Origin of the sequence: Limnohabitans sp. (genome assembly GCF_031538885.1) — a bacterium.
Classification (GTDB): Bacteria; Pseudomonadota; Gammaproteobacteria; order Burkholderiales; family Burkholderiaceae_C; genus Limnohabitans.
Genome location: NZ_JAVKLW010000080.1, coordinates 19,748 through 32,151 on the forward strand (window position 1 = coordinate 19,748; position 12,404 = coordinate 32,151).

Here is a 12,404-nt window from a genome sequence, read left to right on the forward strand (position 1 = left end):
AACAAAGGCCCTTTCGGGCCTTTGTTGAGAGGGTCGTTTTACGCTTCTTCACCCGCGCCGTGATCGACCTGAGTTTCTTCGTCAGAAGATGCTCCGGCCAATTCGGCGGCTTCCGCTTCCGCAATGGCGCGACGCTCGGCGTCGTCCATCGCGTCTTTGACCTTGCGTGCCTTGTGATAAGCCAAGCCAGTGCCTGCGGGAATCAGGCGACCGACGATGACGTTTTCTTTCAAGCCGCGCAACTCGTCGCGCTTGCCCATGATGGCCGCCTCGGTCAGCACACGTGTGGTTTCTTGGAAAGAAGCCGCAGAGATGAACGAGTCGGTGGACAAGGACGCTTTGGTAATACCCAGCAACAAGTTGGTGAACGTTGCTGGAATTTTTCCATCGCGTTGCAGTGCTTCGTTGGTGTTGAGAATCTCCGAACGCTCCACTTGTTCGCCAGCGATGTAGTTGGAGTCACCCACGCTCTCGACAACGACGCGACGCAACATTTGACGCACGATCACTTCAATGTGCTTGTCGTTGATCTTCACGCCTTGCAAGCGGTAAACGTCTTGCACTTCGTCAACGATGTAGCGTGCCAACTCTTCCATGCCGAGCAAACGCAAGATGTCTTGTGGATCGGCTGGGCCGTCCACCACGCTCTCGCCTTTGTTGACCACTTGACCTTCGTGGACCAAGATGTTCTTCTCTTTAGGAATGAGTTCGTCCCACACTTTGCCTTCTGGGTCAGTGATTTGCAAACGCACCTTGCCTTTGGTTTCTTTACCAAACGACACGGTACCGGTCATCTCAGCCAGCATGCCCTTGTCTTTGGGTGAGCGCGCTTCGAACAGTTCGGCCACACGTGGCAAACCACCGGTGATGTCGCGGGTCTTTTGACCTTCCACAGGGATACGTGCCAAGACTTCGCCTGGACCCACATCCATGCCATCGCGCACTTGAATCAAGGCGCCGATTTGGAAACCAATCGTCACCGCGTGGTCTGTGCCAGGAATCTTGACTTCTTTGCCAGACGCATCGATCAGCTTGACCTGTGGACGCACCACCTTGGTCGCACCGCGACGCTTGGGGTCAATCACCACCAGCGTGGACAAGCCCGTCACTTCGTCCAATTGCTTGGCAACGGTGAGGCCTTCTTCCACGTTTTCGAATTGCACCTTACCAGCGAATTCCGTGATGATGGGGCGTGTCAATGGATCCCAGTTCGCCAAGATCACGCCCGCTTTGATGGACTGGTCTGGCTTGATCGACAGAATCGCACCGTACGGCACTTTGTGACGCTCACGCTCACGACCATGCTCGTCGTGAATGACGATCTCGCCAGAGCGAGAAATCACCACCAACTCACCTTTGGTGTTGGACACATAACGCATGGTGGAGTTAAAACCAATCACACCATTGGACTTGGCTTCCACGCTAGAAGCGACGGCTGCACGAGAAGCCGCACCACCAATGTGGAAGGTACGCATGGTCAGCTGTGTGCCAGGTTCACCGATGGACTGCGCAGCAATCACGCCAACGGCTTCACCATTGTTAACCAAACCACCACGCCCCAAATCACGGCCGTAGCACATGGCGCACAAGCCGAAGCGTGTTTCGCAATTCAATGCGGTGCGCACTTTGACTTCATCCACGCCAGCGGCTTCGATTTCGTCAATGATGTCTTCGTCCAGCATGACGCCAGCCTTGACCAACACGGCACGTGTTTCTGGGCTCAACACATCTTCCACCGCAGTGCGGCCCAAGATGCGATCGCGCAAGGACTCAATCACTTCGCCACCTTCAACGATGGCGCGCATCAATTGACCGTTGGTTGTGCCGCAATCGTGTTCTGTGACCACCAAGTCTTGGGTCACGTCCACCAAGCGACGTGTCAAGTAACCGGAGTTCGCTGTCTTCAACGCCGTGTCGGCCAGACCTTTACGCGCACCGTGGGTGGAAATAAAGTACTGCAACACGTTCAGGCCTTCACGGAAGTTCGCCGTGATGGGGGTCTCAATGATGGAGCCGTCAGGCTTGGCCATCAAACCACGCATACCAGCCAACTGGCGAATTTGAGCGGCAGAACCGCGAGCGCCTGAGTCGGCCATCATGTAGATGGAGTTGAACGACTCTTGCTCAACTTCGTTGCCATGGCGGTCAATGGTCTTCTCTTTGCGGAGTTGGTCCATCATCACCCTGGACACGGCGTCGCCCGCCTTGCCCCAGATGTCCACCACTTTGTTGTAACGCTCGCCAGAGGTCACCAGACCGGACACGTATTGCTGTTCGATATCTTTGACTTCCTTTTCAGACGCGCTGATGATGGCGCCTTTTTCTGGCGGCACCAACATGTCGTCAATCGCGATAGAGATACCCGCACGTGTTGCCAAACGGAAACCGTTTTGCAACAATTTATCGGCAAACACCACGGTGTCTTTCAAGCCGCACTTGCGGAACGCGACGTTGATGAGCTTAGAAATTTCTTTCTTCTTCAAGGCTTTGTTGATGTTGGAGAAAGGCAGGCCCTTGGGCAAGATTTCCGACAACAAAGCGCGGCCCACGGTGGTGTCGACCAAGCTGGTGCTTGGCACGAATTCACCCGTTTCTTTGTCTTTGTTCCACTCGGTCAAACGCACGGCCACTTTGGCGGTCAGCTCGACCACGCCAGCGTCCAAAGCGCGTTGCACTTCGGTGAGGTTGGCAAACACCAAGCCTTCGCCCTTGCCGTTGATACGGTCACGGGTGGCGTAGTACAAGCCCAACACAACGTCTTGTGAAGGAACGATAGAAGGCTCTCCGTTGGCAGGGAACAACACGTTGTTCGAGGCCAGCATCAAGGTACGGGCTTCCATCTGTGCTTCCACAGACAAAGGCACGTGAACGGCCATTTGGTCACCGTCGAAGTCAGCATTGAACGCTGAGCAAACGAGTGGGTGCAACTGAATGGCTTTACCTTCGATCAAGATAGGTTCGAACGCTTGAATGCCCAAGCGGTGCAACGTAGGCGCACGGTTCAACATGACGGGGTGCTCTTTGATCACCTCCTCCAAGATGTCCCACACCACGGCTGAGCCGGATTCCACTTCTTTCTTCGCGGCCTTGATGGTGGTCGCGACGCCCATGGCTTCGAGACGAGAGAAGATGAAGGGCTTGAACAACTCGAGTGCCATCAACTTGGGTAAACCGCATTGGTGCAATTTCAAAGTTGGGCCCACGGTAATCACGGAACGACCAGAGTAGTCGACGCGCTTACCCAACAAGTTTTGACGGAAACGACCGCTCTTACCTTTAATCATGTCAGCCAGTGACTTCAAGGCGCGCTTGTTGGCGCCTGTCATGGCCTTGCCGCGACGACCGTTGTCCAGCAAGCTGTCCACGGCTTCTTGCAACATGCGTTTTTCATTGCGCGCAATGATTTCAGGTGCCTTGAGTTCGAGCAACCGACGCAAGCGGCTGTTACGGTTGATCACACGGCGGTACAAGTCGTTCAAGTCGGAAGTCGCAAAGCGCCCGCCGTCCAACGGCACCAGTGGGCGCAAATCAGGTGGCAGCACAGGCAAGACAGACAACACCATCCACTCTGGCTTGATGCCAGACTTCTTGAACGCTTCCATTAATTTCAAACGCTTGGCGTTTTTCTTGATCTTGATTTCAGAGCCGGTCAAATCGTTGCGAAGCTTCTCGATTTCGATATCGAGGTCGAGACCTTCGAGCAAATCTTTGATGCCTTCAGCGCCCATTTTGGCAATGAATTCGTCACCGTACTCCACCACTTTGGCTTCGTAGTCGTCTTCCGACATGATGGCGAATTTCTTCAAAGGTGTCATACCAGGGTCGGTCACGACATATGCTTCAAAGTACAACACGCGCTCGATGTCACGCAGGGTCATGTCGAGCACGAGGCCCAAACGTGAAGGCAATGACTTCAAGAACCAAATGTGGGCGCAAGGTGCGGCCAGGTCGATGTGACCCATGCGCTCACGACGCACTTTGGTTTGTGTGACTTCAACGCCGCACTTCTCGCAAATCACGCCACGGTGCTTGAGTCGTTTGTATTTGCCGCACAAGCATTCGTAGTCTTTGATGGGGCCAAAAATCTTGGCGCAAAACAGACCATCGCGCTCAGGCTTGAAGGTACGGTAGTTGATGGTTTCTGGCTTTTTCACTTCGCCGAAAGACCATGAGCGGATCTTCTCGGGAGAAGCCATGCCAATTTTGATGGCATCGAAATGCTCATCGGGCGTGAACTGCTTGAACAGGTCGAGTAATGATTTCATGTTTTAAATCCTTATGTTGTCAAACCGCTTAAGCGCGGTCTAACTCAATGTCGATGCCCAATGAACGAATTTCTTTGACCAACACGTTGAACGACTCGGGCATACCCGCTTCGATCGAGTGTTCGCCTTTGACAATGCTCTCGTACACCTTGGTACGGCCTTGCACGTCGTCGGACTTGACGGTAAGCATTTCTTGCAGGGTGTACGAAGCACCGTAGGCTTCCAAAGCCCACACCTCCATCTCACCGAAACGCTGACCACCGAACTGAGCCTTACCACCCAGCGGCTGCTGTGTGACCAAGCTGTACGGGCCTGTGGAACGTGCGTGCATCTTGTCGTCCACCAAGTGGTGGAGCTTCAAGAAGTGCATGTAGCCAATCGTGGTGGGGCGCTCGAAAGCTTCGCCCGTGCGACCGTCAAACAAGTTCGCCTGTGTGCGCGTGGCGGTGAGGCCCTTGGTTTTGGCGATGTCGTCGGGGTAAGCCAACTTCAGCATGGTGCGAATGTCTTCTTCTGCTGCGCCGTCGAACACGGGGGTTGCAAAAGGCACACCGTTGGTCAAGTTGCCCGCCATCTCGACGATTTGTGCATCGTTGAGCTTGCTCAGGTCTTCTTTGCGGCCTGAACCGTTGTACAACGTTTCCATGAAGCTGCGGATTTCAGCGGCTTTGGCTTGCCCTTGAAGCATGTTGCCAATACGTTGGCCGATACCTTTACCCGCCCAACCCAAGTGGACTTCCAGCACCTGCCCCACGTTCATACGCGAAGGAACACCCAAGGGGTTCAACACGATATCGCAAGGTGTGCCGTCGGCCATGTAAGGCATGTCTTCGACTGGGACAATCTTAGAAACCACGCCCTTGTTACCGTGGCGACCGGCCATCTTGTCACCGGGCTGCAAGCGACGCTTGACGGCCAAGTAGACCTTGACCATCTTCAACACGCCTGCGGGCAACTCGTCGCCTTGCGTCAACTTTTTGCGCTTCTCTTCGAAGGCCAAGTCAAAGCTGTGACGGGTTTGCTCCATCGCGTTCTTGATGCTTTCCAACTGGCCCGCTGTTTCTTCATCCGAAGGACGGATGTCGAACCAGTGGAACTTCTCGACCGAAGCCAAATAAGCCTTGTCGATTTTGCTGCCCTTGGCCAACTTGTTGGGACCGCCGTTGGCGGTTTTGCCGTTCAAGAGTTTTTCGATACGGTCAAACGCGTCAGCTTCCACGATGCGGAGCTGGTCGTTCAAGTCGAGACGGAAACGCTTGAGTTCGTCGTCAATGATTTGCTGCGCACGTTTGTCGCGTTGGATGCCTTCACGGGTGAAGACTTGGACGTCGATGACCGTACCTTGCGAGCCTTGGCTCACGCGCAGTGAGGTGTCTTTCACATCGCTGGCTTTTTCGCCGAAGATGGCGCGCAACAGTTTTTCTTCTGGCGTGAGTGTGGTTTCGCCTTTAGGCGTGACCTTGCCCACCAGTGTGTCGCCAGGTTGTACTTCTGCCCCCACGTAGATGATGCCCGAGTCGTCCAAACGGTTGAGCTGTTGCTCAGCCAAGTTTGGAATATCGCGTGTGATTTCTTCTGCACCCAGCTTGGTGTCGCGAGCCATCACTACGAGTTCTTCGATGTGGATCGAGGTGTAACGGTCTTCTGCCACCACGCGCTCGCTGATCAAAATCGAGTCTTCGAAGTTGTAGCCGTTCCAAGGCATGAAGGCGATCAACATGTTTTGACCGATGGCGATTTCGCCGAGGTCAGTTGACGCACCGTCAGCCACTACATCGCCCTTAGCAATCTTGTCGCCGCGCTTGACGATGGGACGCTGATGGATGTTGGTGTTTTGGTTAGAGCGTTGGTACTTGATGAGGTTATAGATGTCTACACCCACTTCGCCAGCTTGTGCTTCGGCGTCGTTGACGCGAACCACCACGCGGGTTGCATCCACATAGTCCACCACACCGCCGCGAGTCGCCGTCACCACAGTGCCGGAGTCGACCGCGGCAACGCGCTCAATACCAGTACCGACCATGGGTTTTTCTGGACGCAACACAGGCACGGCTTGGCGTGACATGTTGGCACCCATCAACGCGCGGTTGGCGTCATCGTGCTCAAGGAATGGCACCAAAGAGGCCGCCACGGAGACGATCTGTGCGGGGGACACGTCCATGTATTGGATGCGCTCGGCGCCGCACAAAATGGATTCGCCGTTTTCACGGGCAGACACCAAGTCGCCGGTGAGCTTGCCGTCTTTGTCCAAAGCCGCGTTGGCCTGCGCAATGACGTATTTGCCTTCTTCGATAGCGGACAAGTAATCGATGTCCATGGTGACTTTGCCATCGACCACGCGACGGTAGGGGGTTTCAATGAAACCGTACTCGTTCAAGCGGGCATACAAAGCCAAAGAGTTGATCAAACCAATGTTTGGACCTTCGGGTGTCTCGATGGGGCACACACGGCCGTAGTGCGTGACGTGCACGTCACGCACTTCAAAGCCTGCGCGTTCGCGTGTCAAACCGCCTGGGCCTAACGCAGAGACGCGACGCTTGTGCGTGATCTCGGCCAAGGGGTTGGTTTGGTCCATGAACTGTGACAACTGCGATGCGCCGAAGAATTCTTTGAGCGCTGCAGAGATGGGCTTGGAGTTGATCAAGTCGTGGGGCATGAGTGGCTCTTGCTCGGCTTGGCCCAAACGCTCTTTCACGGCTTTTTCGATACGTGCCAAACCTGTGCGGTATTGGTTTTCGGCCAATTCGCCCACGCAACGCACACGACGGTTACCCAAGTGGTCGATGTCATCGACGTCACCACGGCCGTTACGCAAGTCCACCAAAATCTTCACCACAGACAAGATGTCGTCGTTGGTCAGTACCATGGGGCCTGTGGATTCGGGGGTGCCCACTTTGGCGTTGAATTTCATACGACCCACGCGCGACAAATCGTACGTGTCTGGGTTGTAGAACAAACGTTGGAACAAGGCTTGCACCGCGTCTTCTGTCGGGGGCTCGCCAGGGCGCATCATGCGATAGATAGCCACGCGCGCAGCGAATTCGTCCACAGTTTCATCCGTGCGTAGTGTTTGCGAAATGTACGCACCTTGATCGAGTTCGTTGGTGTAGATGCATTGCAGCGCTTGCACACCAGTTTCGCGTAATTTCTTGAGCAAAGCTTCTGTCAACTCATCGTTGGCGCGGGCAATCAATTCGCCAGTGTCGCTGTCGATGATGTTCTTGGCCAACACGCGCCCAACCAGGAAGTCTTCTGGCACGCTGATGTGCGTGGTTTTGCTGGTCTCCAACTCGCGGGTGTGACGTGCGGTCACGCGCTTGTCTTTGGCCACGATGACTTTGCCCGACTTATCGGTGATGTCAAAGCGAGCGATTTCGCCGCGCAGACGCTCGGCCACAAATTCCATTTGTGCGCCGCTGTCCATCAAGCGGAAGTTGTCGTTCACGAAGAAGTTCGCGAGGATGGTTTCTGGTGTCAAGCCGATGGCTTTCAACAGAATAGAAACAGGCATCTTGCGACGACGGTCAACGCGGAAATACAGCAAGTCTTTGGGGTCGAATTCGAAGTCGAGCCACGAACCGCGGTAAGGGATGATGCGCGCGCTGAACAACAATTTGCCAGAGCTGTGGGTCTTGCCCTTGTCGTGTTCGAAGAACACGCCGGGCGAGCGGTGCAACTGAGACACGATCACGCGCTCGGTGCCGTTGATGATGAACGATCCTTTGTCGGTCATCAAAGGCACTTCGCCCATGTAGACTTCTTGCTCTTTCACTTCCTTGACCACTTTGGACTGTGATGTCGAAGACTCACGGTCATAAATGATGAGTTGCACGCGTGCGCGCACAGCGGACGAGAAAGTCAAACCACGGGTTTGGCATTCACGCACGTCAAAGGCGGGTTTGGCCAAGTTGTATTCGAGATATTTCATCTCGACAAAACCGTTGTGCGAGACGATGGGGAATGCAGCTTCAAATGCCGCTTGCAGGCCTTCGTTGGTGCGCCTCTTAGGGGTGACGTCGGCTTGCAAAAATGCGGTATACGCGTCTTTTTGCATTTGCAACAAATATGGAATTTCCAGCACACTGTCGCGGCTGCCGAAACTCTTGCGGATGCGCTTGCGTTCGGTGTATGAGTAGGCCATGAGATCTCCGGGCTTGATCTTTCAGAACTGTTTTCAGCATGGGACATCACGTCCCACACCTCAGGCTTGGCGGCTGGCCTCTACCAGCGTTGGCGGACGGTTGCGCATTGCACGCAACCCGAACCAAGGCATCTTCTGCAGTTGGGGTCAGAAGACACTCAAAAGAAGGTGGCTTGCAACCTACTTATGGGTGTGCTCTGTAAGCACCAAAGGCTGGAGTGCCTTGATAAGACACGCCAGCCTCGAAAGCGAACTGAATTACTTCAGTTCAACCTTAGCACCAGCTTCTTCGAGCTTCTTCTTCGCGGCTTCAGCGTCAGCTTTAGACACCCCTTCTTTCACAGCCTTGGGTGCGCCGTCGACCATGTCTTTGGCTTCTTTCAAGCCCAGACCGGTGATTTCGCGAACTGCTTTAATCACGGACACTTTATTTGCGCCTGCTTCAGTCAACACCACGTTGAACTCTGTCTTCTCTTCAGCAGCTGCCCCGCCGGTAGCGCCGCCAGCAGCAGGAGCGGCCATCGCGGCAGCGCTCACACCAAACTTCTCTTCGATGGCTTTCACCAAGTCGTTGAGTTCCAAGACCGTCATGCTGTCGAGCGCGGTCAAAAATGCGTCTTTATCGAATGCCATTTTTATTTCCTAACAATTGGTTAAAACACGAATGCTGGCCTTAAGCGGCAACAGCTTCGCCTTCGCCTTTTTTGGCCGCCAAAGCGCCCAACACCACGGCGGTGCGAGACATAGGCGACATCAACAAGCCACACAACTGAGCCAACAACACTTCTTTCGAAGGGATGCTTGCCAATTGCTTAACGCCGTTCGCGTCCAAAGCTTTGCCACCGTAAACGCCAGCACGGATCACCAACTTATCGTTGGTTTTCGCGAACTCAGCCACCACCTTCGCGGCAGCAATAGCGTCTACAGAGAAGCCATAGATCAGCGGACCGGTCATCTGGTCGGCGACAACTTCAAACGAGCTACCAGCCACAGCACGGCGTGCGAGTGTGTTTTTCAACACGCTCAGGGTCACACCTGTGTTGCGCGCTTGGTTACGCAGTTTGGTCATGTCAGCGACCGTGATGCCGCGGTATTCCGCAATCACCAGCGTTTGAGCTTGGGCGGCGAGCGTGGTCACGTCTGAAATGACCGCTTCTTTCTCACTGCGATTAAGACTCAAGGTCTACTCCTTTAAATGTGTTGTCAGGTAGTTACCCTTCAACACGCCACTTTTGCAGCGACCTAACTGTCAGGAAAAATTCCGTCGAGCGGGATCGCCATCTGCGTTGGTCATTCAATTAAGTGAGGTCAAGCCCCACACCAACGGTCTTGGATGGCCCGGGCAACTCCAAAGATCTGCCTCAGCCCACCACTCTGAGCAGTGCTAACGCACCGCTCGGATTTTTGAATGCCAATCAAGCGTTCGAATTCACAAACGTCGCCTTAGGCGCCGAGTGTTTGAACGTCCACGCGAACGCCCACACCCATGGTGGACGACACAGCCACTTTGCGCAGGTAAACACCCTTGCTAGAAGCTGGCTTGGCCTTGTTCAATGCCTCAACCAATGCAACCAAGTTGCCTTGGAGCTTGTCGGCATCAAATGAACGACGACCGATCGTGCCGTGCACGATACCGGCTTTGTCAACGCGGAACTGGACTTGACCTGCCTTGGCATTGCGCACAGCGGTGGCGACGTCTGGCGTCACGGTACCGACTTTGGGGTTTGGCATCAGACCGCGTGGGCCCAAGATTTGACCCAAAGTGCCCACAACGCGCATCGCGTCAGGCGCAGCAATCACCACGTCGAATGGCATGTCACCCGCTTTGACCATCGCGGCCAAATCGTCCATACCAACCACGTCAGCGCCAGCGGCTTTGGCCTCTTCAGCCTTAGCGCCTTGGGCGAACACAGCGACGCGAGCAGTTTTACCAGTGCCGTTAGGCAAGACCACGGCGCCACGCACCACTTGATCAGACTTCTTCGCATCGATACCGAGTTGCACAGCCACGTCGATGGACTCATCGAACTTGGCAGTGGCGCACTCTTTGACGATGATCAAAGCATCCGCCAAGGCGTACAGCTTGGTGCTGTCCACTTTGCCTTCGAACGCTTTTTGTTTTTTAGTCAACTTGGCCATCTCACACGCCCTCCACAGTCACGCCCATCGAACGGGCAGAGCCGGCAATGATGCGAACAGCTGCGTCTAAATCGGCAGCATTCAAGTCTTCCATCTTGGTTTGGGCGATTTCTTCGAGCTGAGCGCGCGTGATCTTGCCAACCTTGTCGACGTGAGGACGTGCAGAGCCCTTGTCAAGCTTGATTGCCTTCTTTATCAAGGTCGTCGCTGGCGGCGTCTTGATGATGAAGGTGAAGGATTTGTCTGCAAACGCAGTGATGACCACTGGCAATGGCAGACCTGGCTCAACGCCTTGGGTCTGGGCGTTGAACGCCTTGCAGAATTCCATGATGTTCAAACCACGCTGACCCAATGCTGGGCCAATGGGTGGCGATGGATTGGCTTTACCTGCTGGAACTTGCAGTTTGATAAAACCGACGATTTTTTTCGCCATGCTTTTCTCCTTACGGGTGCAAACGTTCTTGCGAACTCCCCGGGGTTAACGACTCACTTCAAACGCTTGGCACCGAGTCGGGAAGCACCAAGCCACAATCTCTCAACTGGTCAGGTCTTTTCGATCTGACCAAATTCCAATTCAACAGGCTTTGCACGACCAAAGATGGTGACCGAGACGCGCACTTTGCTCTTCTCGTAATTCACCTCTTCGACAGAACCATTGAAGTCGGTGAAAGGGCCTTCTTTGACACGCACTAATTCACCCACCATGAACTCAACTTTGTGACGAGGCTTGTCAGCACCGTCTTGCATTTGGCTCACGATTTTCTGGACTTCCGCCTCTGAAATCGGTGCAGGGCGGTTCTTAGCGCCCCCCACAAAACCCGTCACCTTATTGGTGTGCTTCACCAAGTGCCATGTGTCGTCATCCATCACCATTTCGACAAACACATAACCGGGGAAAAACTTGCGCTCAGCGGTACGACGCTGACCGTTCTTCATTTCCACCACTTCTTCGGTAGGCACCAAGATACGACCAAATTTAGTTTCCATGCCGGCGCGCGCAATGCTTTCGCGAATGTTGCGCTCAACCGCTTTTTCCATACCCGAGTAGGCATGGATCACATACCAACGCAAATCTGGATTGACGTAGGCAGGTGGTGTTGCAGCCGCATCCGCTGCAGCGTTGTCGATGATGTCGCTCATTATTTTTTCCAGCCCAGAATCAGGTCGTAAAACACCCACTCGAGGGTTTTATCAGTTAGCCACAAAAACAGCGCCATGATCACCACGAAGGCAAATACATACAAAGTCATTTGCGTCGACTCTTTACGAGTGGGCCACACAACCTTATTGACTTCACGCCACGCATCACCACCAAAAGCCAGCAACTGACGGCCAGGCAAAGACACCAAAAACATAATCACCGCAGCAACCAAACCACCCACCAATGTCAACCATTGGACAATAGGGCCTCGTGCAGACAAGGTGTAAAAACCGGCCAAAGCAGCCACGACCAACAGAGCCACCAAGACAAGCCTGGCCTTGTCGGCGAAAGGCGAGACGTTTTCAATATTTGCTGCAGACATGGATAAGGAATTTCCTGTACCGTTTTTTGTGTGTTATTTAAGACACCGAAGCCCGCCATCATGGCGGGCTTGGTAAACCACGGAGCGTTAAGACTTTCGTGGCAGGGGCGGAGGGAATCGAACCCCCATCGACGGTTTTGGAAACCGCAACTTTACCACTAAGCTACGCCCCTAAATCCAGCGCTTTACCTTGTTAATTAAGCAATGATTTTGGCAACCACGCCAGCGCCAACCGTCTTACCGCCTTCGCGGATGGCGAAGCGCAAGCCCTCTTCCATCGCAATGGGGTGGATCAACTTCACAGTGATTGACACGTTGTCACCTGGCATCACCATC

General features: G+C 54.3%; 8 protein-coding genes, 1 tRNA gene and 1 pseudogene. All 10 read right to left on the minus strand.

Features of this window, described 5'->3' with window-relative positions:
* Positions 1 to 38: 38 nt before the first annotated feature.
* Complete coding sequence (rpoC, locus tag RMS03_RS06605) at positions 39 to 4,265, minus strand: DNA-directed RNA polymerase subunit beta' (RefSeq protein ID WP_310626294.1); 4,227 nt, start codon at positions 4,263 to 4,265, stop codon at positions 39 to 41.
* A 28-nt stretch (positions 4,266 to 4,293) separates the two neighbouring features.
* Positions 4,294 to 8,406, minus strand: a complete 4,113-nt coding sequence (rpoB, locus tag RMS03_RS06610) for a DNA-directed RNA polymerase subunit beta (protein WP_310626295.1) — start codon at positions 8,404 to 8,406, stop codon at positions 4,294 to 4,296.
* A 258-nt stretch (positions 8,407 to 8,664) separates the two neighbouring features.
* Positions 8,665 to 9,039, minus strand: coding sequence for a 50S ribosomal protein L7/L12 (gene rplL, locus RMS03_RS06615; RefSeq protein ID WP_310626296.1), 375 nt, complete (start codon positions 9,037 to 9,039; stop codon positions 8,665 to 8,667).
* A gap of 40 nt (positions 9,040 to 9,079) precedes the next feature.
* Positions 9,080 to 9,586, minus strand: a complete 507-nt coding sequence (gene rplJ, locus RMS03_RS06620; protein ID WP_310626297.1) for a 50S ribosomal protein L10 — start codon at positions 9,584 to 9,586, stop codon at positions 9,080 to 9,082.
* Positions 9,587 to 9,849: 263 nt separating this feature from the next.
* On the minus strand, positions 9,850 to 10,545 hold the full coding sequence (rplA, locus tag RMS03_RS06625) for a 50S ribosomal protein L1 (protein ID WP_310626298.1): 696 nt from the start codon (positions 10,543 to 10,545) through the stop codon (positions 9,850 to 9,852).
* Position 10,546: 1 nt separating this feature from the next.
* Entirely contained in the window at positions 10,547 to 10,978 is a 432-nt protein-coding gene (gene rplK / locus RMS03_RS06630) for a 50S ribosomal protein L11 (RefSeq protein WP_310626299.1), read from the minus strand.
* A gap of 110 nt (positions 10,979 to 11,088) precedes the next feature.
* Complete coding sequence (gene nusG, locus RMS03_RS06635; RefSeq protein WP_310626300.1) at positions 11,089 to 11,685, minus strand: transcription termination/antitermination protein NusG; 597 nt, start codon at positions 11,683 to 11,685, stop codon at positions 11,089 to 11,091.
* Entirely contained in the window at positions 11,685 to 12,068 is a 384-nt protein-coding gene (gene secE / locus RMS03_RS06640; RefSeq protein ID WP_310626301.1) for a preprotein translocase subunit SecE, read from the minus strand. The genes nusG and secE overlap by 1 nt, the downstream gene beginning before the upstream one ends.
* A 99-nt stretch (positions 12,069 to 12,167) precedes the next feature.
* Positions 12,168 to 12,241 (minus strand) — tRNA-Trp (locus tag RMS03_RS06645).
* Between the two features lie 24 nt (positions 12,242 to 12,265).
* Positions 12,266 to 12,404: pseudogene (locus RMS03_RS06650) on the minus strand (elongation factor Tu); the annotation flags it as partial.

Excerpts from the sequence above, each read along its gene's own strand:
- rpoC (WP_310626294.1), bottom strand. The coding sequence starts at position 4,265 with ATGAAATCATTACTCGACCTGTTCAAGCAGTTCACGCCCGATGAGCAT.
- rpoB (WP_310626295.1), bottom strand. The coding sequence starts at position 8,406 with ATGGCCTACTCATACACCGAACGCAAGCGCATCCGCAAGAGTTTCGGC.
- rplL (WP_310626296.1), bottom strand. The coding sequence starts at position 9,039 with ATGGCATTCGATAAAGACGCATTTTTGACCGCGCTCGACAGCATGACG.
- rplA (WP_310626298.1), bottom strand. The coding sequence starts at position 10,545 with ATGGCCAAGTTGACTAAAAAACAAAAAGCGTTCGAAGGCAAAGTGGAC.
- rplK (WP_310626299.1), bottom strand. The coding sequence starts at position 10,978 with ATGGCGAAAAAAATCGTCGGTTTTATCAAACTGCAAGTTCCAGCAGGT.
- nusG (WP_310626300.1), bottom strand. The coding sequence starts at position 11,685 with ATGAGCGACATCATCGACAACGCTGCAGCGGATGCGGCTGCAACACCA.
- secE (WP_310626301.1), bottom strand. The coding sequence starts at position 12,068 with ATGTCTGCAGCAAATATTGAAAACGTCTCGCCTTTCGCCGACAAGGCC.